This window comes from Enterococcus sp. DIV0901a, assembly GCF_051711525.1.
Taxonomy (GTDB): Bacteria; Bacillota; Bacilli; order Lactobacillales; family Enterococcaceae; genus Enterococcus_B; species Enterococcus_B faecium.
Map to the genome: position 1 here is coordinate 629013 of NZ_JBIOMW010000001.1, position 23444 is coordinate 652456.

General features: G+C 39.2%; 18 protein-coding genes, 1 riboswitch and 2 other annotated features. Of the genes, 14 read left to right on the top strand and 4 right to left on the bottom strand.

Features of this window, described 5'->3' with window-relative positions; all coding sequences use genetic code 11:
- Window positions 1-15: 15 nt before the first annotated feature.
- Complete coding sequence (gene ndk, locus IGL70_RS02940; protein WP_002293327.1) at window positions 16-453, bottom strand: nucleoside-diphosphate kinase; 438 nt, start codon at window positions 451-453, stop codon at window positions 16-18.
- A 172-nt stretch (window positions 454-625) separates the two neighbouring features.
- Window positions 626-800: riboswitch (M-box (ykoK) riboswitch) on the top strand.
- 341 nt (window positions 801-1141) lie between these two features.
- Between ndk and mgtA the strand changes: the two genes are divergently transcribed.
- The 7 genes from mgtA (at window position 1142) to nhaC (ending at window position 10881) form a co-directional block, all read left to right on the top strand.
- Window positions 1142-3790 (top strand): magnesium-translocating P-type ATPase, encoded by a 2649-nt coding sequence (gene mgtA / locus IGL70_RS02945; RefSeq protein ID WP_002323359.1) that lies wholly within the window; start codon window positions 1142-1144, stop codon window positions 3788-3790.
- 86 nt (window positions 3791-3876) lie between these two features.
- Complete coding sequence (locus IGL70_RS02950; RefSeq protein WP_002293780.1) at window positions 3877-4548, top strand: HAD family hydrolase; 672 nt, start codon at window positions 3877-3879, stop codon at window positions 4546-4548.
- A 76-nt stretch (window positions 4549-4624) separates the two neighbouring features.
- Window positions 4625-4858 (top strand) — a binding site (T-box leader).
- A gap of 42 nt (window positions 4859-4900) precedes the next feature.
- Window positions 4901-5139 (top strand) — a binding site (T-box leader).
- A 55-nt stretch (window positions 5140-5194) separates the two neighbouring features.
- Window positions 5195-6268, top strand: a complete 1074-nt coding sequence (locus IGL70_RS02955) for a methionine ABC transporter ATP-binding protein (RefSeq protein ID WP_002323358.1) — start codon at window positions 5195-5197, stop codon at window positions 6266-6268.
- A gap of 1 nt (window position 6269) precedes the next feature.
- Window positions 6270-6950, top strand: a complete 681-nt coding sequence (locus tag IGL70_RS02960; protein ID WP_002293786.1) for a methionine ABC transporter permease — start codon at window positions 6270-6272, stop codon at window positions 6948-6950.
- Window positions 6951-6966: 16 nt separating this feature from the next.
- Window positions 6967-7806, top strand: coding sequence for a MetQ/NlpA family ABC transporter substrate-binding protein (locus IGL70_RS02965; protein WP_002306089.1), 840 nt, complete (start codon window positions 6967-6969; stop codon window positions 7804-7806).
- A 30-nt stretch (window positions 7807-7836) separates the two neighbouring features.
- A complete protein-coding gene (locus tag IGL70_RS02970) occupies window positions 7837-9060 on the top strand; it encodes a M20 family metallopeptidase (RefSeq protein ID WP_002306090.1) in 1224 nt (407 codons plus the stop codon).
- A 402-nt stretch (window positions 9061-9462) separates the two neighbouring features.
- Window positions 9463-10881, top strand: coding sequence for a Na+/H+ antiporter NhaC (gene nhaC / locus IGL70_RS02975; RefSeq protein ID WP_002293307.1), 1419 nt, complete (start codon window positions 9463-9465; stop codon window positions 10879-10881).
- A gap of 507 nt (window positions 10882-11388) precedes the next feature.
- Here the strand turns inward: nhaC and IGL70_RS02980 are convergent.
- On the bottom strand, window positions 11389-11832 hold the full coding sequence (locus IGL70_RS02980; RefSeq protein WP_002299975.1) for a DUF305 domain-containing protein: 444 nt from the start codon (window positions 11830-11832) through the stop codon (window positions 11389-11391).
- 215 nt (window positions 11833-12047) lie between these two features.
- Window positions 12048-13388 carry an amino acid permease gene (locus IGL70_RS02985; protein ID WP_002296179.1) on the bottom strand — a complete coding sequence of 447 codons (1341 nt, stop codon included), beginning with the start codon at window positions 13386-13388 and terminating at the stop codon, window positions 12048-12050.
- Between the two features lie 268 nt (window positions 13389-13656).
- On the opposite strand from IGL70_RS02985, the gene IGL70_RS02990 reads away from it, so the two are divergent.
- Complete coding sequence (locus IGL70_RS02990; protein ID WP_002323722.1) at window positions 13657-14553, top strand: hypothetical protein; 897 nt, start codon at window positions 13657-13659, stop codon at window positions 14551-14553.
- Between the two features lie 149 nt (window positions 14554-14702).
- Here the strand turns inward: IGL70_RS02990 and IGL70_RS02995 are convergent, their stop codons facing one another.
- On the bottom strand, window positions 14703-15644 hold the full coding sequence (locus tag IGL70_RS02995; RefSeq protein ID WP_104873713.1) for a 2-dehydropantoate 2-reductase: 942 nt from the start codon (window positions 15642-15644) through the stop codon (window positions 14703-14705).
- A gap of 125 nt (window positions 15645-15769) precedes the next feature.
- Between IGL70_RS02995 and IGL70_RS03000 the strand changes: the two genes are divergently transcribed.
- From IGL70_RS03000 to IGL70_RS03025, 6 genes are all read left to right on the top strand, one after another.
- Window positions 15770-16891, top strand: coding sequence for a glycerate kinase family protein (locus IGL70_RS03000; protein WP_002291594.1), 1122 nt, complete (start codon window positions 15770-15772; stop codon window positions 16889-16891).
- Window positions 16892-17148: 257 nt separating this feature from the next.
- Window positions 17149-18651, top strand: coding sequence for an ABC-F type ribosomal protection-like protein Eat(A) (eat(A), locus tag IGL70_RS03005; protein WP_002291593.1), 1503 nt, complete (start codon window positions 17149-17151; stop codon window positions 18649-18651).
- Between the two features lie 66 nt (window positions 18652-18717).
- Window positions 18718-19245 (top strand): histidine phosphatase family protein, encoded by a 528-nt coding sequence (locus tag IGL70_RS03010; protein ID WP_002296174.1) that lies wholly within the window; start codon window positions 18718-18720, stop codon window positions 19243-19245.
- Window positions 19246-19456: 211 nt separating this feature from the next.
- Window positions 19457-20518, top strand: coding sequence for a DUF871 domain-containing protein (locus tag IGL70_RS03015; protein ID WP_002291589.1), 1062 nt, complete (start codon window positions 19457-19459; stop codon window positions 20516-20518).
- Window positions 20519-20520: 2 nt separating this feature from the next.
- On the top strand, window positions 20521-21417 hold the full coding sequence (gene murQ / locus IGL70_RS03020; protein ID WP_002287094.1) for an N-acetylmuramic acid 6-phosphate etherase: 897 nt from the start codon (window positions 20521-20523) through the stop codon (window positions 21415-21417).
- 13 nt (window positions 21418-21430) lie between these two features.
- Window positions 21431-23413 (top strand): glucose PTS transporter subunit IIA, encoded by a 1983-nt coding sequence (locus IGL70_RS03025; RefSeq protein ID WP_002323720.1) that lies wholly within the window; start codon window positions 21431-21433, stop codon window positions 23411-23413.
- Window positions 23414-23444: the final 31 nt, after the last annotated feature.

A 23444-nucleotide genomic window follows, 5' to 3' on the forward strand; every position in this document is an offset into this window, starting at 1 on the left:
AGTTTAGAATTTGTATCACTTCGCCGCTTTTTCAGACGGTTTGTTTATATCGAATGGCGGGAAAAAGCGGGCGATCTCTTTTACCGCAGCATCACGGGAATCAGAAGCGTGAATAATGTTTTCAGTCCCCGGCAGCGCGTAGTCTCCTCGGATCGTACCTGGAACAGCATCGGCAGCTTTTGTTGCTCCAACCATCTTACGGACGATATCGATCACTTCCTCGCCGACCAGGACAAGATAAACGACAGGACCGGAAGTCATGTAATCGATCAGTTCATCAAAAAAACTGCGCTCAGTCAAGTGCTGATAATGTTCTTTTGCTAATTCAGGAGTCATAGTTTCAAACTTCATTTCAGCAATGGCCAGTCCCTTTGCTTCAAAACGTTGGATGATGCTTCCGACTAAATGGCGTCTCACGCCGTCTGGCTTGATAATAACAAGTGTTCTTTCCATAACAGCACCTCGTTTCCTACTATATTTCTATTATAGCGGGAGGTGGAAAATGAGACAAATAAAACCGCGTGAGACAGGAATATAACGCGTGTATTTTAAAAAAAGTATGAAAAACATGGAAAATTGATTTGACATCCTCTTTTTTAGTTGTTATATTAACGAAGGAAAACCGAATAAGATTTGTTAGGTGAGGCTCCTATACAAACATAGGCTACTGCCCAAAAACGTCGAGAGACGCCAATGGGTAGAACAGGAATTGTCGAGATAAGGCTTTTCATAAGGTAGCTAAAAGCAGGTATCTGCTTTTTACGTTGTACAGTGTCAAAACTCAACGATGAGATCTGAGAAGCTTTTTTTAATATGCTTTTTCAAACCTTTCGCTGAGTATTTGGCGAGAGGTTTTTTTGTTGCCGCAAATCCCCATCGGTGAAAAATAAAAAGGAGGTGGTCTAATTGGGAAAATAACTATTCGAAAAATGATTGGAAGTCATGAATTAAAATTACTTAGTAAAGGAGATGAGAACAAATGGATGACAGTCATTCGAAAAACAAGGATCTAGAGGAAAGGCCAGGGCTATTATCTATCTGTTCTCAGCCCCTTTCAGTTTTTTCTCTATCGATCCGATAAATAGCTAAAGACCAAAAGCAGCGAGAACAGCTGTCTTTTGGACACAAAGGAGAGATTGAGATGGAAAAAAAGAAAGATACACAAAAAATCTATGCAGCTTTTGCTGGAAAAACGAAACAAGAATTATTTGAACTATTCCATGCATCAGCAAATGGATTGACAGAAGAACAAATCGAACGTTCAAGAGAAAATTACGGTGAAAATGCGATTTCATATGGCAAAAAAACACCATTCATCGTAGAAATATTGAAAGCATACATCACGCCATTTACATTAGTGTTGATCGCATTAGGAATTATTTCATTCATCACGGAATATGTATTAGCAGCTCCTGGGGATAAAGATCTTTTCGGTGTAGCCATTATCTTCACTATGGTTATCGTCAGCGGGACAATGACGTTGATTCAGTCCGTACGTTCCAATCAAGCGGCTGAAAAACTGAAATCACTTGTGAAAGTAACGGCAGCTGTAAAACGTAATGGAAAGTACACAGAGATTCCTATGGAAGAAATCGTCTGTGGAGATCTTGTTCGGCTTTCAGCAGGGGATATGATACCAGCGGATATGCGTTTATTGTCCGCAAAGGATTTATTCATTTCCCAAGCAGCATTGACAGGGGAAAGCTATCCAGTAGAAAAGCATGCGAAAGTATGTGAAGACGATCAGCAAAGCGAAACAAGTTACGAAAATCTTGTCTTTATGGGAAGTAATGTCATCAGTGGAAGTGCGGAAGGAATCATTGTTTCTGTTGGAAATGAAACACTATTTGGTCATGTAGCAGAAACGCTATCTGAAAAACCAATTCAATCAAGCTTTGAATTAGGCATCCATAAAACATCCATGCTACTGATCAAATTTATGTCATTGATGGCTCCAGCAGTTATCGTCATCAATGGGCTTACAAAAGGGGATTGGCTAGAAGCTTTTCTTTTTGGACTATCTGTAGCAGTTGGTCTAACACCTGAAATGCTTCCAATGATCGTTACGACGAATTTGGTCAAAGGAGCAAGTGTGATGGCCAAAAAAGGAACAGTGATCAAAAATTTGAATGCCATCCAGAACTTTGGTGCAATCGATGTGTTATGTACGGATAAAACGGGGACATTGACACAAGATAAAATCATTCTTGAATATCATATGGATTGTGAAGGAAATGAAGATGATCGTGTTTTGCGCCATGCGTATCTAAATAGCTACTATCAAACAGGGCTGAAAAATTTGTTAGATGTGGCTATCATTGATGAAGCAACAGAAACTTTAGATACAGATAAGATCAATTATCAAAAAGTGGATGAAATTCCTTTTGATTTTGAACGTCGCCGTATGAGTGTTGTGGTTGCTGATCCAGCTGGTAAAACACAAATGATCACAAAAGGCGCGATTGAAGAAATGCTGAACATTTCTAAATTTATTGATCTTGGCGGTACTGTTACACCATTAACAAAAGAACGAAAAGAAGCCGTACTTGCAAAAGTACAGTCACTTAATGAAGATGGCTTACGAGTGATTGGTGTCGCACAAAAGACCAATCCAAGCGTCGTTGGAGAATTTTCAGTCAAAGATGAGTCAGACATGGTTTTGATTGGTTATCTTGCTTTCCTTGATCCACCAAAAGAAACAACGAAACAAGCGTTGAAAGCTCTGAAAGAACATGGTGTAGCTGTAAAAGTTCTGACTGGGGACAACGAATTAGTTACACGTTCAGTGTGCCGTCAAGTAGGTCTAGAGATCAATGAATTGGTTACCGGTGAGAAAATCTCGGAAATGAGTGATCATGAATTAGCACAAGTAGCTGAAGACCATGAAGTATTCGTAAAATTGAATCCTCAGCAAAAAGCACGTTTGACGACAGCTTTACGTAAAAATGGTCATACTGTCGGATTTTTAGGAGATGGTATCAATGACGCTCCTGCAATGAAAGTGGCTGATATCGGTATTTCTGTAGATACAGCTGTGGATATTGCGAAAGAATCTGCAGACGTGATCCTTTTAGAAAAAGATTTGACGATTTTGGAAAGAGGCCTTCTTTCTGGACGAGAAACTTTTGGGAATATCATGAAATATATCAAGGCTACAGCAAGTTCTAATTTTGGCAATATGTTTTCCGTGCTGATTGCAAGTACGTTCCTGCCATTTTTACCAATGCTGCCTTTACAACTTCTGTTTTTGAATCTGATCTATGATGTTTCCTGCATTTCCTTGCCATGGGATCGGATGGATAAAGAATATTTGGACGAGCCAAAAAAATGGAATGCATCTAGTATTGGGAAATTCATGGTTTACTTTGGCCCAACAAGTTCGATATTTGATATTACTACTTACTTGTTGATGTATTTTGTTATTTGTCCTGCTGTAGTGGGCGGAAGTTTCCATACATTGGATAGTTCACAGCAAGTGATTTTCATCGCATTATTCCATGCAGGATGGTTTGTCGAATCACTATGGACACAAACCTTAGTGCTCCATGCACTGCGTACACCGAAAGTACCATTTATCCAAAGCAATGCAACATTTGCCATGTTTGTTATCACTACATTAGGAATTATTGTCGGTTCTGTCCTTCCTTTTACAAGTTTTGGTACTGAATTAGGCTTGATGCCACTTCCTGGCAATTACTGGTTATGGTTATTTGCTACAGTCATCGCTTATCTGGCGCTTGTGACAGCTGTGAAGAAAATCTATATCCGTCGATTCCAAGAACTCTTATAAACGAGAAGGATGGTTCTTTGCTTCTGTTCTTTTTGGACCAGTCGTGCTAAACTATGTGTATTGTTTTGGAAAGGATTAATGTATAGATGAAAGGTGCAATATTTGATTTAGATGGTTTGTTAGTTGACACAGAAAAAACGTATCGTGATGGCTGGCTTTGGGGATTTCAGCAATTTGATATCCATATCCCAAAAGAAATCGTTGACGCTTGGGGCGGAAAAAACTGGAAACAAAGTTTTGATATTTTAGTGAAAGCAGCAGGTAGCCCTGAAAAAGTACAGGAAGTCCGAGCGAAGCGTGAAGAATATTTTTATCAACAGCTGACAAGCGGAGCCATCCACTTAAAACCATATGCAAAAGAAATATTGGCAGACTTAAAAGAACGTCATATGAAACTAGGCATTGCTACGACCACTGTTACGAAAAGAGCAACAGATATCTTGGATCACTTTAAATTAGCTGATTACTTTGACACGTTTACATTCGGAGACGAAGTGTCGGAGAACAAGCCTTCACCGATTCCTTATCTGACAGCTTTGGAACGAACAGGATTAGAAGCTAGTTCAGCCTTTGCAGTGGAAGATTCTTTAGTAGGAGCAACAGCTGCTTCACGAGCAGGATTAGGCGTTGTTTTGATACCTGATTCCAGTTTTGTCCGAAATTATACCGTCGAAGAAAAGGAAAAATTGAAACTTCTTGCGGAAGGAAAAGATCTTCGAACTGTTATTGAAATGTTAAATAAAAAAACAGAAAAATAAATATAGAAAAAATAATTTGAATTTCGTACTTGACTTTTCAGTTTTCCTCATGTAGATTAATCCCAACAACAAAATATCGATTTCGTTGAAAAGGAAAGTAAGTTTGGAAACTTTGCAGAGAGGCTCTGGCTGGTGAGAAGAGTCAAGTAAGAAAAGCTGAAAATGGCCTTGGAGAATAATTTGTCGATAAGTAGGCAAATTCGGAACTGTTCGACCGTTAAAACGAACGCCAATCTCTCTTTTTGAGATGTTGGGCTTGAGGGAAGGAAACTTCCGAAAAAAGGTGGTACCGCGATACGTCGTCCTTTTACTGACATAGTTTATGTTAGTAAAAGGATTTTTTTTTTGAATATTATTTGCATTGAAATGGTAAGTACGATAGAAGAACCTTTGACAGAGAGCTTCGGTAGCTGAGAAGAAGCAAGGAACGACTATTGGAAAATGGCCATCGAGCAATTCATCCCGAGCATAGATGTAAGGCGATGACGGCTGCGACCGATATCTTGCTAGAGTATGATCGTACTTGAAGAGGAGTTGTGTGTGAACACAGCTTGAACATGAGGTGGTAACACGCAAAAAAGCGTCCTCAAGAAAATGACATTTTCATTTTCTTGAGGACGCTTTTTTTAGATAAGGAGGAATTTTAATGATTGAATTGCGAGATGTTTCTGTATGTTTCAAACAAAAAGAAAAAGAGATACAGGCAGTAGATTCTGTAGATTTAACGATTGAAAAAGGCGATGTTTATGGAATCGTCGGTTACTCAGGTGCAGGGAAAAGTACGTTAGTTCGTGTGATGAATTTGCTGCAGAAACCAACAGCAGGAGAAGTCATTGTCAATCAGACGAATTTGAGTCAGCTCTCTCCCAAAGAATTGCGAAAAGAAAGAAAGGCCATCGGTATGATCTTTCAGCATTTCAATCTAATGGAAAGCCGAACTATTTTTGACAACGTTGATTTTTCTTTAAAGTATTCTGGAAAATCGAAACAGGAACGTCGTCAAAAAGTGAATGAACTACTGGAACTTGTCGGTTTGGAAGAAAAAGCATCTGCTTATCCTAAACAACTGTCGGGGGGACAAAAACAACGAGTAGCAATCGCACGAGCTTTGGCGAATGAACCTAAGGTATTATTATGTGATGAAGCAACCAGTGCACTTGATCCGAAAACGACCCTTCAGATCCTTGCATTGTTAAAAAAATTGAATCGCCAGTTAGGTTTAACAATCGTCCTGATCACTCATGAGATGCAAGTTGTCAAAGAAATCTGCAACAAGGTAGCGGTTATGGAAGATGGAAGAATCATTGAAAAAGGTAGCAGCATCCAGATCTTCAGCAATCCTGAAGAAGAATTGACCAAAGATTTTATTCGAACAGCTACTCATCTTGACCAAGCATTAGAAACGATCATTGCCCATTCTGCTTTTGCCGATCAGATCGCCAATAAATGGCTGTTGGAATTAAGTTATATTGGAAATCAGACGAACGAACCTCTAATCGCTCATCTGTACAGCAAATATCAAGTAACAGCGAATATTTTATATGGCAATGTAGAGTTATTACAAGAAACGCCGTTAGGGAGTTTGATCGTTACTTTAGCTGGAGAAACCAAACAGCGGCAAAAAGCATTGGATTATTTGATCAAATCTGGTGTAAAAATAAATATTTTACAAAAAAACGAATTAGATAGTCGTATCAAAGTGATCGAAGGAGGAAGATAAAATGACTGATTTCTTTAAAACATATTTGCCCAATGTTTATTTGATTCCGGATGAATTTGTCGAAGCGACGAAGCAAACACTATATATGTCTTTTTGGACAGCATTCATTGGCGGGATGATCGGAATCATCTTAGGTGTGACGTTAGTAGTGACACGCCCTAATGGATTACTAGCTAACCGTCTGCTATTTGAAATACTTGATAAGCTGATCAATATCATTCGTTCCATCCCTTTCATTATCTTGCTTTCTCTTTTAGCATTGACTACTCGTTTCTTAGTTGGAACGACGATTGGTGCGAAAGCAGCTTTAGTGCCATTGATTTTTGGAGTTGTTCCGTTTTTTGCTCGTCAAATCGAGAACGCACTGCTAGAAGTTGATCCTGGGGTGATCGAAGCGGCAGAAGCGATGGGAACCAGTCCAATCGGTATTATTTTACGTGTGTATTTGTTAGAAGGTTTGCCTGGTATCATTCGGGTCTCGGCGTTGACTATCATCAACGTGATCGGACTGACTACCATGGCTGGAGCAGTAGGTGCAGGCGGATTAGGGAATCTTGCTATATCGAGAGGGTATAATCGATTCCAAACAGATGTAACGATTGTGGCTACATTATTGATTCTAATCTTAGTTTTTTTAAGTCAATTTATCAGTAATCAACTGATTAAAAAAATTACACATTGAAAGTGGAGGAGAAAAAATGAAAAAAATTATTCGTTTTGTAGTCATTACATTTGTAGCAATTATTTGGTTGGCAGGGTGTAGCCAAGGAAAAGCAGATACAACTGACAAAAAAGAAACTACCGTAAAACTAGGGATTATTGGAGAAGATACAGATGTATGGGACAACGTGAAAGACCGTTTGAAAAAGGAGAACATTAATTTGGAATACGTGAAATTTACAGATTACAATCAACCAAATGCGGCTTTAGCAGATGGATCGATTGATTTGAATTCTTTCCAACATCAATTCTTTTTAGACAATTACAATAAAGAACACGGAACTGATTTAGTATCGATCGGAAATACTGTCAATGCACCGCTGGGAATTTATTCTAACACTTTGAAGGATGTAGCTGATATCAAAGACGGAGCAAAAGTAGCAATTCCTAATGATGTCACAAATGGCGGCAGAGCTCTTCTGTTATTGCAAACTGCTGGATTGATCAAAGTGGATAAGGCAAAAGGACAAGCGCCCACTGTTTCTGATATTACCGAGAATAAAAAAAATCTAGACATTTCTGAATTAGATGCTTCACAAACAGCACGTGCTTTGTCGGATGTAGACATTTCAGTGATCAATAGCGGTGTAGCTGTAGATGCTGGATTTAATCCTGCTTCTGATGCCATCTTCTTAGAACCAGTGGATGACCATGCACGTCCTTATGTGAATATCATCGTTGCAAGAAAAGAAGATGAAAAAAATAAAACGTATCAAAAAATAGTAGACGCTTATCAAACAGAAGACACAGTCAAAGTAATCGAGAAAACATCAAAAGGATCAAGCGTGCCTGCATGGGAAACATTCGGGAGAAAATAAGAAAAATGACTAGCATAGGAGGAATTTTTTATGACAACAACAATCTCAACAAACCAATTGAAGGATCTAATCCAATATCGTTTACCAGAATATCAAGCACTTGCTCTAGATATCCACGAACATCCTGAAGTAAGTAACTATGAGTTTTATTCCTCAGCAGCGTTGATTAAACAATTAGAAAAAGAAGGGTTTTGGGTAGAAAAAGAAGTAGCTGGACACCGAACAGCCTTTGATGCACGTTATATTTCCAATAAACCCGGTCCCACAATTGCCTTTTTGGCAGAATTCGATGCTTTACCAGGTATTGGTCATGCATGCGGGCATAATTTGTTTGGTACTTACTCCGTATTAGCCGCCAGCATAGTGAAGCAATTTATTGATGAAACTGGTGGAGAAATCCGTGTATATGGCACCCCAGGGGAAGAAGGGGGCGAGAACGGATCAGCTAAAGGCAGCTTTGTTCGAGAAGGTTTTTTTGAGGATGTCGATGTAGCGTTATGCGTCCATCCAGCTTTTCGTTATGGGAAAACGACAGAATCTTTAGCGAATGATCCAGTCGACATCAAATTTTACGGTGTCGCTTCCCATGCAGCAGCAGCACCTGAAAAAGGAGTAAATGCTTTGGAAGCATTGATCCAAGTGTTTAATGGAATCAACGCTCTACGCTTGCAATTGCCAAAAGATGTCAATATCCATGGGATCATTACAGACGGAGGAGTAGCTGCCAACGTCATTCCAGATTACGCTGCTGGACGTTTCTATTTACGTGCAGGAAATCGGCAAACATTAGATAAGGTATATGAAAAAGTGGAAAATATCGTACGAGGTGCTGCGATAAGTACGGGCACGACTTTTGAGTTTGGATTGTTCCAAAATGCAGTTGATGATGTCATCGTTACTCCTTCTTTTGATGACTTATTCTTCCAGCATGCAAAAGAAGCAGGTGTTCCAGATGAAGAAATAGAAACGGAACAAAGAACAAGTCTCGGTTCTTCTGATGTAGGAAATGTCAGCCAAGTCATACCAACAATCCAGCCTACGGTAGCAATCTCTGAGACATATATTGCCGGACACACAGAAGAATTCAAAGCTGCTGCTAAAAGTGACAAAGGCCTTGCTTCTATTGCGATTGCAGCAGAACTACTCGCCAATACAGCTCTTGATCTGTTGAAAGAGCCAAAGCTATTAGAAAGAATCAAGCAAGAACATCAAGAAATAGTAGCAAGAAAAAAACAAGAGGGTGCTACTTTCTAGTAAAAAATAAACTTGTGTGTGAAAGTTATAAAAATAATTTTCAGAAAAATGAAAAAATATTTTCTTTTTCATTGACAAATGATCTTATGGAAGGTAAACTTCATACAAGTCAACTTTTCACGCAGTAGCGGTTAGGTGTTTTGTTCAGAAAGTCGGTGGTCGCTGTGAACCGATCAAGCCTAATTGACGAATTACATGGAAAGTCCATACATTTGAATAAAAGTTTGAAAGTGAAAAACAGATCTGTTTTTAATTAAGGTGGTACCGCGGAGTCATTCGTCCTTAGTTTAAAACAGGTCTTTTTATTTTTATAAAGGAGGAATCGCGGATGAATTGCGGCGGAGTAATCCGATATCTTAACTTTTTTAGAACATAAGAACAACTAAAAAAGGAGAGATTATCATGGGAAAAAAAGGAACACCAAGTTTTTTAGAAGCAACACTTGTATTAATGGTTATTGTTTTAGGCATTGCGATTGGCGTTGTCGGATTAAAGGTCTCACCTAATATCACGATCTTAGCAGCGATCGGAATGGTCATGTTGTATGCAGTGATAAAAAGATACCCGACAGATTGGCTGCACGAAGGAATCATCAATGGCATCAAACCAGGAATCATCCCAATCTTTATTTTTATTTTAGTCGGTTCATTGATTGCTGTATGGATACAAGCAGGGATCATTCCAACTCTAATGGTCATTGGGTTCAAATTGATCAGTGTCCAGTGGTTTGTCCCTTCTGTATTTGTTGTGTGTGCAATCGTAGGTAGCGCTGTAGGGAGTGCCTTTACTGTTATGTCAACGATTGGGATTGCATTTTTCGGTATTGGGACAACACTAGGCCTAAATCCAGCGCTGGTTGTTGGAGCTATTGTTTCAGGTGCCGTTTTTGGAGATAAGATGTCTCCATTATCCGAATCAACAAATCTAGCAGCAGCTATTGTTGATGCCGATTTGTTCAAACACATCAAGCATATGATGTGGTCAACTGTTCCGGCATTTGTTGTTTCTTTCTTTTTATTCATGATTTTAGGACACACAAGTAAAGCCGCAAGTCTTTCATCTATTCGTGAAGTGACTGATGTTCTAGAAGCAAACTTTACTATTTCAATCTGGTCACTGATTCCTTTATTTTTAATGTTACTGTGTGCATGGAAAAAGGTGCCGGCAATTTTGACGATTTTGTTGAATATCGCTGTAGCAGTAGGAATGATTTTTATTCAAAACCCACAAACTTCCTTAACGAAGTTGGCTGGGGTCATCGAATCAGGGTTTGTTTCAAATACTGGAAACCAACAAATCGATTCACTGCTTAGCCGCGGAGGAATCGAAAGTATGATGCCTACTGTGTCATTGATTATTCTAACTTTGTCATTAGGTGGATTGTTGATCGAATTTGGCTTGATCTCAACCGTGATGGAACGAGTATCAAGAAAGATGACGAACACACCAAAATTGATTTTTACAACATTGATGACAAGTATCGGAGTAAATATTTTTATTGGTGAACAATTCCTATCTGTTATTCTGCCTGGTAATGCATTTAAAGAAACTTATGAAAAAGCAGGATTTGATCCAACTGTATTAGGTAGAACGCTAGAAGATGGTGGAACAGTAATCAACTACTTAGTGCCTTGGGGAATTGCCGGAAGTTTCGTAGCAAGTACATTTGGTATTCCTACACTCACTTACTTGCCATTCGTATTTTTCAGTTTGCTTTCTCCTGTGTTTTCGATGGTCAGTGCCTTCACAGGTTGGGGAATCTCAAAAAAATTTGTGAAACCGCAAGAAGCAGTAAGCAAGACAGCGCAATTAGAACAATAAAAACATAAAAAGGGATTGTGACAAGACTTTTGTCACAATCCCTTTTTACGAATAAACGGTATTCAAAAGCCAGTTTCTCGGTATTAAGCCAAATTTATACAAAAATGTGGAAAGCCATTTTCACAAAATTTTTCTTAATACGCGAAACTAAGCGACTTTTTCACAACCTCTCCACTAAACGGTGTTCAATCAGCTGACCCTCGGTATTAGCTCAAAAAATGGCAAAATATGAGGAACTATTTTGCCATTTGTTTCTCTAATACTCAGGTCAGAACGCTGATTTTACAACCTCTTAATAAAACGGTGTTCAAAAGCTTGCATCTGCGGTAATAAGCCTAGCCAAACGAAAAATAGGAGAAGCTATTTTTGTTTGGCTGTTCTTATTACTTGATGCAGGGCAGCTTTTTCACAACCCCTTATTCACGGTGTTCCAGAAGTAGCTTCTTCTTATTTCTTGAAGCTGATCACTTCTGGAACATCCTCTTTTTTTATTTGGACGGATAATGGTCATTCCATTTCTTTGATCATTTTTTTCATTTTGTCGATCTCTTCTTCTTGTGCCTGAATGATTTCTTCCGCTAATTTTTTTACTTCAGGATCTTTTAAATCAGCTCGTTTACTTGTCAGGATAGCGATAGAATGATGAGGAATCATGGCCTTCATCCAAGCTGTGTCGTTGACAGTAGTTTGGCTTCGTACCATAAACAAGGAACCGGCAAAAACAAGAAGACTAGCGGCTAAGATCATAACATTTATCTTTTTGTTTTCATACATTTTCCACATGAACAACAGCATGATGACTGCCATGACTGCACCCATCATCAACGCCATGAATACTCGTGTACGACTGAAGAAGATATGATCGAGCGCATAGACATTCAAGTACATCATACCAAACATAACTACCGTTGAAACACCGATCATCAACAAAAACTTCCAATACTTTTTCATTTAAAACAAACTCCTTTTTTTCATTCCTTTCTTCTATCATGTCATGAGCATGGAGAACAATCAATTATTTTGCACAGAGGGTTTTTGAACACCGTTTACCAAGAGGTCGTGAGACTGTTTATTCGGAAAAAGGAACTGCAACAATTTTTGTCGCAGCTCCTTTTTTCAATAGCTCTAGCTATTCAATATAAATAGAATAAAATTCTCTATTGGTTTCATTCATTCGTCAAGACGAACGCATCATTCTTTTTTTGATAACTGAAATAAATGAACAGGTAAAGCAAACCGGTCAATACAGTTACCCCAATGGAGTTCGTGAATAGGATACCGAGGAAAATCAACCCTAAGACAGCTAATGCAAAAAAGCTGATTCCTTTGTCCCATAACGTTCCTTTCCTTAGTGCCAGTACAAAGGATGCCGCACTGATAATGATCCAGATCAATAATACTGTATACGAAAGGGAACCTGCCAGATAGCCAAATAATTTGTCACCGACAAAATAAGAAAGAGCTACACCAAGATAAAGAACACTGGTACAAAATAAAACAGCACGTTGCGGTACTTGATGCTTGTTTAAAACAGCTAGTTTTCTAGAGGAACCTTTTCGATCCTTCAAACGGAAGAACAAAATTCTTGAAGATGCATACACACCCGAATTGATAGATGAGAACAAAGCAAGGACAATAACAAAATTGACGATATCCGCTGCAAATGGGATATTCATTTTTTCAAATACCATCACAAAAGGACTGACATTCGTACCTGCTAAAGTATTCCAAGGAAAAAGAATCAAAAGCAAAAACAAAGGAATGATGTAAAAGGAAATGATTCTTCCCATGACACCTTTGATGGCTTTAGGAATCGCACGTTTAGGATCATCTGCTTCGCTTACCGTGATAGCAATCAGTTCAGAACCGCCGTAAGAATAGATAACTACAAGCAAAGAACTGATGATTCCCTTCATACCATGAGGAGTAAACCCACCATGGTCAGTCAATTGCTGAAGGGTAGGGAAAACGCCTGTGCCCAACATTTGCTGACCGACAAGATAAGTAGCAAAAATGATCAGTAAGATAATGACACTGATTTTAGCAAAAGCCAGCCAATATTCTGTTTCTGCGAATAACCGTACCGAATAAAGATTGATGATCGTAGTCAAAACAGCCAACATAAAAACAAATACCCAGGCTGGAATGTGCGGGAACCACAACTGCAAAAAGGAAGCAGCTGCAACAGCTTCAGCGATGATATTGATAATCCACATAGACCAGTAGACCCAATCAGTAAAATCAGCAGAATGAGCACCTAGATAAGGGCGTATCAAACCGGATAATCCGTGATGCGTGTCGCCACCGCTTAAAACGATTTTTCCCAGACCTTTCATCACGATATATAAAATCAGTCCACCAATCAAAAAAGCAATCAATACAGAAGGGCCGGCGATTCCAATCGCTTCGCCACTTCCTTTAAATAGACCTGCACCGATTGCTCCACCTAAAGCTAACATGGTGATATGTCTGGAGCTAAGTTGTTTTTTCAATTTTTTATCTTCCATAAATGACCTCTTTCTTTTAAATTCACAATCAAAATTTATATTAAGAATAAATAGCAATATTTAACAATGACTAATGATAACAAATTTTCAGACAATTACAACTATTCAGAAAACTTTTAGGCGAATTTTAATAGAAGAATGATTTATTTCATCATATTTTCATACAAATGTTAAATTTTCATACAAATATAGGAAGCGTTTTACTGGCTTTTTACTATTTAAACAGGCTATCATAGGAAAAAGTGACAGAGAAAGTGAGGCGGAAAAGATGAACAAAAATGACGTACTGCTAGTTGCAAAAAATAAATCACTTTATTTTTTGCCTTCCATCCGCTCTTTAGATGTTTGGTCCGGAAAAGATTTACTACAGTCGGAATTCATTAAATCAGCTAGACAACAGTTGGCAAATTATCAGCTGATCGTTTTTTTAGATTATGGATTTGATATGGAGATGGCTCGACGCGTGCGCCCATTTACCAATGCAAAAATTGTGTTATTTTTTTGGAATCACTTCAAAGCAGAACACGAGGCGATGCTGAAGCAGGCACAAGATGAACCGGCAATCGATGAGATTTATCATTTTGATTTTTTGGAAGCAAAAGAACTTGGGCTGAAACATAATAGTTCATTTTATTCGAAACATATGGATTTTTCTTCTAGCGAACCAAAGACGGATCTATTTTTTGGTGCAACGAATAATGGGAGAAAAGAACGAGCAGAAAGCTATAAGCAGGAATTTATAAAAAGAGATGTTACGACCAACTATTTCATTCTTCCACATCGAGGGAATGAACAACCTGGATATCTTACTTATGAAGAGTACCTGAAAAAAACAGGGGAATCGCGCGGGATTCTGGAACTGTTGCGGGAGGGTCAGCAAGGAGTGACTTTGCGGACATTTGAATCTATGTATTTTCAAAAGAAACTAGTAACGGATAATCAAGCGATTGCTCATTATCATTTTTATCGTCCTGAAAATATTTTTTTGCTTCGAGAACGTGATTTAGATGAATTACCGGAATTTCTGCATACACCTTTTAAGCCAATCCCATCAGAGCTATTGGAATTTTATGATGCAGAAAATTGGGCAAAACGATTTATCACTAACGATTCCACTATTTATGAGCAATACGAATATGACCTCTCCTCTGTTGAAAATAAATAAAAAACCTACATTTTGAAGATATTATGTACCGAAACAAACAAGCACAATTCTTATGGCATCATGAGAGTTGTGTTTTCTTTTTGATCTTTCATTGGGCTTAAAAAAAGAGAACCAGCTGCTGATTCAGCTGATTCTCATCAGAGAGCCTTTTATTCTGCGCCAAGGATTCCTTCTTTTGCATGGACTAATTGGGTCAAAAAGGCACAATATGGTGTAGCAATATCATATTTTTGTCCTTTTCGCCAAACGGCACCATCGATGTAGTCGATTTCAGTCAAACGATGGTTTTTGATCAGGTCTTGGTACATAGATGGGTAATGCAACCCGATGTTGTCAGGATCATAAGTAGAAGCAATATGTTGGTACACTTCTTCTTGATCTAGTATGATTCCTTCTTTTGCTGCGATAGAAGCAAATTCAGATACGATTGTTCGAACCATGCTCTCTACCGCTTTTTGCGCGCCTAGTTCAGCAATATTACAATCCAAAATCGTGCATAAACCATTCAATGTTCCATTTACACAAGCTTTTCGCCAAATGGAATAACGAACATTATGGCTATAGATCGGATTTAATTTTGCTTCTTGAAAGACTTCTACAACTTCTTTTGTAAATGCTTCGCCTTCTGGTTCCAAGTTCTCTAGTTCGATTTCTCCATCACCTAACAATGTGACTTTTCCGGGACCAGCCAGACCAGCTGTCCACATCGTGATCCCAAATAAGATATTTTTCTTTGGCACATATTTTTCCAGTACATCTTCATGACCTAATCCATTTAGTAAACACAAAACATAAGTATTGTCAGTAATAATGGATTGGATCGAACGAAACATATCATCTAATTGATTCGCTTTTGTTAATGCTACGATCAAGTCCACGTGTTCGTTGCTTTCGATGATTTCTTCTGGTGAATAGATTGGCAGTTTTGCGACCACTTCTTTACCGTTAAAGTCAGCAATCAACCCATTTGTACGAATGGCTTCAATGTGAGCAGGCCAACGATCGATCAAGAGGACCTCATTTCCGCTTTGATGTAGCATCAATCCGATTCGGCTGCCCATTGCTCCGGCCCCAGCTATTGCGATTTTCATGTTTTTTCTCTCCTTTATTCAATGAGTTCCCTTTTAGTATATAGAAAGATGGAAGAAAATAGCATTGTTTTGTTTGAAAAAAATGAAAAAAAGTGTCTTACTTAAGAAGAAAGTGAGGGATACAGATGGATATTTTGGCGGCAATTGATTCATTTAAAGGAAGTGCTTCTTCATTTGAACTAAATCAGGCAGTTCTAAATGGCTGGGAAGATCGTAAAGGAAGAAAAATCAATGTGCCGATTGCAGATGGCGGAGAAAATACTGCAGAAGCAATCTATTACGCGCTCGGGGGAACATGGCGTACCATTGATGGGATGGATCTCTTATTCCGTCAGCGAAAAATCAGCTATTTATTGACAACTTGGCAAGGAAAAAATACCGCAGTCATCGAATCTGCACAAGCATTGGGGTTAGATCTACTTGATAAACCAACGGATCAAACTATCCGACTTGCTTCCAGTTATGCCTTAGGAGAACTTATCAAAGATGCACTGCTTCAAGAAGTAGAACAAATTATTGTCACTTTAGGAGGAAGCGGGTGTAGCGATGGTGGTCTAGGATTACTCCAATCCTTGGGTGCTTCTTTAGAAGGGTACACAGAAGGAAATCCTTTATTATCTACTAAAAAACTTCATTTTGATCGAAGAAACGTTCTTGTTTCTAAAGTAAAATTGATTATCGCTGCAGATGTTACCAATCCATATACAGGTCAACAAGGAGCTGCTTGGCAATTTGGAAGACAAAAAGGAGGAATAGATACGACGCTAGCTTTCTTAGATAAACAAGCAGGAAAGATTGCTCAGCAAATAAAAGATTTCTGGGAGGTGGATTTAGATGATATTCCAGGAAGTGGAGCAGCAGGCGGTATTGGTGGAGCCCTTTTTTTGTTGGGAGCGAAGATGGTTTCTGGTTTCGATTTAGTCAGCCAAATCACTGGATTGGAAAAAAAGATCGAACAAGCAGATGTCATCATTACAGGAGAAGGGCGGATCGATCAGCAAACGATCCACGGAAAAGTTCCATACGGTGTAGCAGTGCTTGCAAAAAAATATCGAAAACCAATCATCGCTATTTGCGGAAGTAGAGACCAAGAGCTAGAAGGACTCTCTGATTTTCTCCCAATTGTCTTAAGTATTCATTTGGGTCCAATAGGTTTAGAAGAAGCAATGGAACACAGGCAAACATTAGAAAAAACAAAAATCTTAGGACAGACACTTAGCAGATTTTTCACCATCCTCCCGAAGTAGTTGACAAAATCATTTTCTTTATGCTATCGTAATTTCAAATATAGGACAAAGTGAGGGATCCGTGCATTGAAAAATTAAGTCGATTGATGAAAGCTGCATTCAGACTGTACCTTGTGGAGACAAGGGAGCAGTGTGCAGATTTTCGGGATTGGCTTGGTTTTTTCGATGTATGGGTCTTTTTGTGTGTACCCAACCCTTGCATCCTCTTTAGCCAGTTCTGAAAATAGGACTGGTCTTTTTTTACGAGGTGATGGAAAATGTCTAAAATCGAAATAAAAAATCTGACATTCGGCTACGACAGCCAAGGCACATTATTATTTGAACAAGCAAATCTAAATTTTGACACACAATGGAAACTAGGACTTATCGGACGAAACGGTCGAGGAAAGACAACTTTACTGAATATTCTACAAAACAAACTACCTTATCAAGGGCAAGTAATCCATCAGCAAGAATTTGTCTATTTCCCGCAACAGACAAAAGATAAAGAACGTTTAACCTATTACGTGTTAAATGATATTACGGATTTTGAGATATGGGAAATCGAAAGAGAGCTCCAATTGATGCAAACAGATCCTGAAATCTTATGGAGAGAATTCAGCACACTATCAGGGGGAGAGAAGACAAAAGTCCTACTGGCACTTTTATTTGTGGATGACACTCATTTCCCGTTAATCGATGAACCAACGAATCATTTGGATATCTCTGGTAGAAAACAAGTAGCGGCTTATTTGAAAAAGAAAAAACAAGGCTTCATCGTGGTCAGCCATGACCGGGGATTTATCGATGAAGTAGTGGACCATGTTTTAGCAATCGAAAAAAGTCAACTGGAACTTTATCAAGGGAATTTCTCTATCTATGAAGAACAGAAAAAACTTCGTGATGAATTTGAAATGGCTCAAAATGAAAAATTGAAAAAAGAAGTCAGTAGGCTAAAGAAAACAGCAGCTGAAAAAGCCGAATGGTCTCGTTCCCGAGAAGGAGATAAAACAAAGAAACAAGTCGGATTCATCGATACTGAATCTAGACGAGTGAATAAAGGAGCAGTGGGTGCTGATGCTGCACGGACGATGAAACGATCCAAAGCAATCGTGAATCGGATGGAGACCCAGATCAGCGAGAAAGAAAAACTATTAAAAGATATCGAATATATCGATTCTTTGACGATGAATAGCCAAGCGTCTCACCATAAGCGACTTTTAAGCGTAGAAGATCTTCAATTAGGGTATGAAAATCTGTTATTCGAGCCAATTCATTTTACAATCGAGCCTCATCAGCGGGTGGCGATTTCAGGTCCTAACGGTGCAGGAAAGTCATCCATTATCCATTATCTTCTGGGGGCATTCAACGGCAAGGTTATAGGAGAAAAATCCCAGCCAAAACATCTGAGCATTAGTTATGTACGCCAAAATTATGAAGACAATCGAGGAACGTTGGCGGAATTTGCAGAGAAAAACCAAGTAGACTACCAAGCATTTTTGAACAACCTCCGAAAGCTTGGGATGGAAAGAGATGTTTTTCATAACAAGATCGAGCAGATGAGTATGGGCCAACGGAAAAAAGTGGAATTGGCTAAATCTTTATCACAGCCAGCTGAACTATATATATGGGATGAACCATTGAATTATTTGGATGTCTTCAATCAAGAACAATTAGAACAACTGATCTTGAACGTGAAACCTGCCATGTTACTAGTGGAACATGATCAAACCTTCCTGGATAAAGTATCTACTGAGATTATTTCTCTTGAGAAAATCTAACCCTTGTAATCTCAAGAACAACAAGGTATGGTTAAGGGGAACTTTGCCAACGAAGGAGAGAATCACATGCTTTATGTAACGAGACACGGAGAAACAACTTGGAACGCACAAGGATTAGTTTGCGGACGGGCAGATGTGCCGCTGACTGAAAAAGGACAGATGCAGGCACAGAAACTAGCAGAAAAGGTAGTAGATTTGCCTGTTCCAATCACGAAAATCATCCATTCCCCTCTTCAACGAGCAAGAGATACAGCACAAGCAGTTGCTGATCGTCTCAGCTTGCCGCTGACCGTTGATGAACGATTGGTAGAAATGGATTTTGGGGATTATGATGGACTGCCAAGCAAAGATGAGAACTTTCAAAAAGCACGTTTAGCGTTCGCTGTACGATTCCCAAATGGGGAGTCAGTCTTAGATGTGTATGCACGGATCGTTCCTTTATTGAAAGAATGCATCGAAGACGAAGAAAATGTCTATCTGTTAGTTTGCCATAATGCCTTGATAAGAGTGATCAATGCTTATTTTCATCCGATGCCTAATGAGGGGTTCTTTACATTCATGGTAGATAATACAGAATTGGTTTCTTATGAGTAATTATGTGTTTGTGTTATTTAAATAAAATATTTCAAGGCACTGCTTTTGCTTAGCAGTGCCTTTTTTTAGGTTATGACAATTCTTTTGGTAATATAAACTCAACCTTTAGAAATGAAATTTAATTATTTTAATAAAAGTGTTGAAATTTTATTTCTTTAGATATATACTCTAGTCATAGAAATGAAGACGGATACAGAAAAAGAGGGATAATATGTTTGGCTTTTCAATATTTATGAACGATTCTTTGTCAGAAGAGAAGAAACAGTATATCCGCCAAATGGCATCCAATGGCTTTGTCGGTATTTTCACTTCCATGCATATACCAGAAGATGATGTTTCGGCATATCAAAAGCGATTGATCGAACTAGGAAGCGAAGCGAAAAAGAATAAACTAGAATTGATGGTCGATATTTCAGGAGAGGCATTGGAACGAGCTGGTTTTTCATTAGAAGATCTCACGCCTTTGAAAGCAATTGGTGTAACAGGTTTAAGAATGGATTATCATATTTCCAATCAGCAGATTGCCGACTGGTCACATCAATTGAAAATCAGTTTGAATGCTAGCACGATCACGCCTAAAGATATCGATGAATTGAAAGAAGCAGAAGCTGATTTCTCACAGATTGAAGCTTGGCATAATTATTATCCACGTCCCGAAACAGGGCTGGACAAAGAATGGTATCAGAAAAAAAATCAATGGCTCAAAATTCAAGGTCTCCTTGTCCAAGGTTTTGTACCAGGAGATACAGAGTTGAGAGGCCCACTATATCAAGGATTGCCGACTTTGGAAGAACATCGCGGGGTCCATCCTCTTGCAGGCGCTCTAGATCTATTAGCAAGTAACACGGATATTGTTTACATCGGAGATGCAGGTCTGTCAGAAAACGTTCAGGAGCAATTTGCTTCTTTCCAAAAAGAACAGACAGTCTTGCTCCATACGGAACCTGTAGATGAAGAATTTTACGAATATATATTAGGGAAGCATACGAATCGGCAAGACGATGCAAGAGATGTCATACGAAGCGCAGATGCACGTTTTCGAGAGATTCCGCCTATCCCAGCAAGAAATACAGCTACGCGTATGAAAGGGTCTATTACTTTAGATAACGAAAAGTATTTGCGCTATATGGGTGAGATCCAATTAACTAAATATGATTTGCCAGCGGATGAAAAAGTGAATGTAGTAGCCAAAGTTATCAAAGAAGAGCTACCATTGATCAACCAAATCAAAGCTGGTATGAACTATCAATTTATAAGAAAAGAAGGAAGATAAAAATGAGCAAAATCAATTTAGAGAACCTAACAACGGAACGCAGAAACCAAGAAACTTTTGGATTAGATGAGATGAGTATTTCTCAAGCCGTTCAACTAATGAACAAAGAAGATCAGAAAGTGGCCGCTGCGGTTGAAAAAGAACTGACAAGTATCGAACCAGTGATTGCTAACACGATTGAATCCTTTAAAAAAGGTGGACGCCTGATTTATATGGGAGCCGGAACAAGTGGAAGACTAGGTGTGTTAGATGCTGCTGAATGCGTACCGACATTCGGTGTAGAACCGGAAATGGTCATAGGTCTAATTGCTGGTGGAGAAGAAGCAATGACTGTAGCTGTCGAAGGGGCCGAGGATTCTTATGAGCTAGGGCAAGAAGATCTAATCAAGCTGAATTTGACAAAAAATGATATAGTTATTGGTATCGCAGCTAGCGGTCGTACACCATATGTGATCGGTGGATTAGATTACGCAAAATCGATCGGTGCTGTCACAGGAACGATTTCTTGCAATAAACAAGCCGAAATCAGTAAACACGCGGATTTCCCAATCGAAGTCGATGCAGGTCCAGAATTTTTGACAGGCTCTACTCGATTGAAGTCAGGAACAGCACAAAAACTGATCTTGAATATGATTTCTACTATCAGTATGATTGGTATAGGTAAAGTATTCAATAACTTGATGGTCGATGTCAAACCAACAAATGAAAAACTAATCGAACGCTCAAAACGAATCATCATGCAAGCGACAGAAGCTGATTACGAAACAGCTGAAAAGTACTTTGAAGAAGCAGATCAAAATGTTAAGCTGGCTATCGTCATGATTTTGACAAATAGTGATAAAGAGGAAGCTCAAGCAAAATTAGCTGAAGCAAACGGATTTGTAAAAGGGACCTTATGAGGGGGAAAAGACCATGGCAAAAAACGAACTGACTTTGGAAGAACTGGCAAAACAAATTTATAAAGGGGCAGGCGGCATGGGCAATGTAGAAAGCATTGTCCACTGCATGACTCGTGTGCGTATGAAGATCATCAATGATGATCTTGTAAATGTCTCTGAATTAAAAGCGATTCCAGGAGTGCTTGGTGTAGTAGAAGATGAACAGCTTCAAGTCATCATCGGACCTGGGAAAGTGAACAAAGTAGCACAGCAAATGGTTGATTTGGCAGGCGTGAAATTAGGAGAAAAACTTCCTTCTGTAAGTGCAGCTACAGCAAATTCATCAGCATCTGGAAAAGACCGTGTAAACGAACGGGCACAAGAAATGAAAGCGGCACAAAAATCGAAACAAAAACCATCTAAAATCAAATCGGTATTAAAAGACATTTCTAATATCTTTGTGCCAATGATTCCTGCATTTGTCGGTACTGGGATCGTGGCAGGGATTGCCGCAGTTTTAGCAAACTTAGTCACAGCCGGAACACTTGATGCAGCAACATGGCAACAATATATCGATGTGATGAACATCTTGAAAAACGGGATGTTTAGCTACCTAGTTATCTATACAGGTATCAATGCTGCACAAGTTTTTGGTGCAACACCAACTCTTGGTGGAGTTATCGGGGCCGTTGTGATGCTGACAGGGATGAATCCGGAAGCACCACTGAAAAACTTATTTACTGGTGAAGCTCTTGCAGCTGGACAAGGTGGGATCTTAGGTGTCATCTTCGCTGTTTGGCTATTGTCAATCGTTGAGAAAAAACTGCATAAAGTAGTACCTGATGCGGTAGATATCATCGTTACACCAACTCTTTCATTGATTGCCATCGGTCTGATTGAAATTTTCTTCATCATGCCTTTAGCAGGTTTCATTTCTGATGGCATGGTCGGTGGGATCAACTGGGTACTTGGCGTTGGTGGAGCATTTGCCGGCTTCGTTCTAGGCACATTATTCTTGCCGATGGTTATGTTCGGACTGCATCAAATTTTGACTCCAATCCATGTGCAAATGATTGATGAAACTGGTCGTACGCTATTGCTTCCAATTCTTGCGATGGCTGGTGCAGGACAAGTGGGTGCAGCATTGGCATTATGGATTCGCTGCAAAAAAGATAAAGAATTAACAGAAATGATCAAAGGAGCTTTACCAGTCGGGATCCTAGGAATCGGCGAACCATTGATTTACGGAGTAACATTACCTCTAGGACGCCCATTTATTACTGCTTGTATCGGTGGAGGTATCGGCGGGGCAGTGATCGGAATGATCGGAAATGTCGGGGCTATCGCTATTGGACCTTCAGGAGCCGCTTTGATCCCATTGATCTCTGACGGTAAATGGTTAGGCTACATCCTTGGATTATTGGCAGCTTATGCTGGTGGCTTCGTTGCTACCTTCTTCTTCGGTATTCCTAAAGACCGTTTAGAAAAAGAAGAATTAGCGACTGAAACAGCCACAGTAAATGAAGTGCCTGAAAAAGCAGTACCTCAAACTTCAGCTGAAAGTGTGACTATCCTCTCATCAGTTGCTGACGGAACAGTTGTTTCTTTAGATAAAGCAAGTGATCCAGTTTTTGCACAAAAGATGATGGGTGAAGGCTACTTTGTAGAACCAGAAAACGGACATATCCATTCTCCAGTTACTGGGGTAGTCAGTTCTGTCTTCCCAACGAAACACGCTATTGGGATCACAACGCCAAATGGTTTAGAAATCTTGCTTCATATGGGAATCAACACAGTTGACTTAGGCGGTACGCCATTTGATGTGAAAGTAACAGAAGGGCAGCAAGTGACACCTGATACGCTTGTAGCAGAAGCTGACTTAGAAGCGATCAAAGCAGCAGGCAAAGAAACATCCATGATCGTCTTGGTAACCAATATGGATCGTGTAAAAAACTTTGTCTTGGAAAAAACAGGTAAAGCAAAAGCAAAAGCACCTGTGATGGATGTCAAAGCTTAATATGATAGAAACAATAGAAACGAAAGAAGAA

Coding starts and splice junctions, on each gene's coding strand:
- ndk (WP_002293327.1), bottom strand. CDS start 453: ATGGAAAGAACACTTGTTATTATCAAGCCAGACGGCGTGAGACGCCAT.
- mgtA (WP_002323359.1), top strand. CDS start 1,142: ATGGAAAAAAAGAAAGATACACAAAAAATCTATGCAGCTTTTGCTGGA.
- IGL70_RS02950 (WP_002293780.1), top strand. CDS start 3,877: ATGAAAGGTGCAATATTTGATTTAGATGGTTTGTTAGTTGACACAGAA.
- IGL70_RS02955 (WP_002323358.1), top strand. CDS start 5,195: ATGATTGAATTGCGAGATGTTTCTGTATGTTTCAAACAAAAAGAAAAA.
- IGL70_RS02960 (WP_002293786.1), top strand. CDS start 6,270: ATGACTGATTTCTTTAAAACATATTTGCCCAATGTTTATTTGATTCCG.
- IGL70_RS02965 (WP_002306089.1), top strand. CDS start 6,967: ATGAAAAAAATTATTCGTTTTGTAGTCATTACATTTGTAGCAATTATT.
- IGL70_RS02970 (WP_002306090.1), top strand. CDS start 7,837: ATGACAACAACAATCTCAACAAACCAATTGAAGGATCTAATCCAATAT.
- nhaC (WP_002293307.1), top strand. CDS start 9,463: ATGGGAAAAAAAGGAACACCAAGTTTTTTAGAAGCAACACTTGTATTA.
- IGL70_RS02980 (WP_002299975.1), bottom strand. CDS start 11,832: ATGAAAAAGTATTGGAAGTTTTTGTTGATGATCGGTGTTTCAACGGTA.
- IGL70_RS02985 (WP_002296179.1), bottom strand. CDS start 13,388: ATGGAAGATAAAAAATTGAAAAAACAACTTAGCTCCAGACATATCACC.
- IGL70_RS02990 (WP_002323722.1), top strand. CDS start 13,657: ATGAACAAAAATGACGTACTGCTAGTTGCAAAAAATAAATCACTTTAT.
- IGL70_RS02995 (WP_104873713.1), bottom strand. CDS start 15,644: ATGAAAATCGCAATAGCTGGGGCCGGAGCAATGGGCAGCCGAATCGGA.
- IGL70_RS03000 (WP_002291594.1), top strand. CDS start 15,770: ATGGATATTTTGGCGGCAATTGATTCATTTAAAGGAAGTGCTTCTTCA.
- IGL70_RS03010 (WP_002296174.1), top strand. CDS start 18,718: ATGCTTTATGTAACGAGACACGGAGAAACAACTTGGAACGCACAAGGA.
- IGL70_RS03015 (WP_002291589.1), top strand. CDS start 19,457: ATGTTTGGCTTTTCAATATTTATGAACGATTCTTTGTCAGAAGAGAAG.
- murQ (WP_002287094.1), top strand. CDS start 20,521: ATGAGCAAAATCAATTTAGAGAACCTAACAACGGAACGCAGAAACCAA.
- IGL70_RS03025 (WP_002323720.1), top strand. CDS start 21,431: ATGGCAAAAAACGAACTGACTTTGGAAGAACTGGCAAAACAAATTTAT.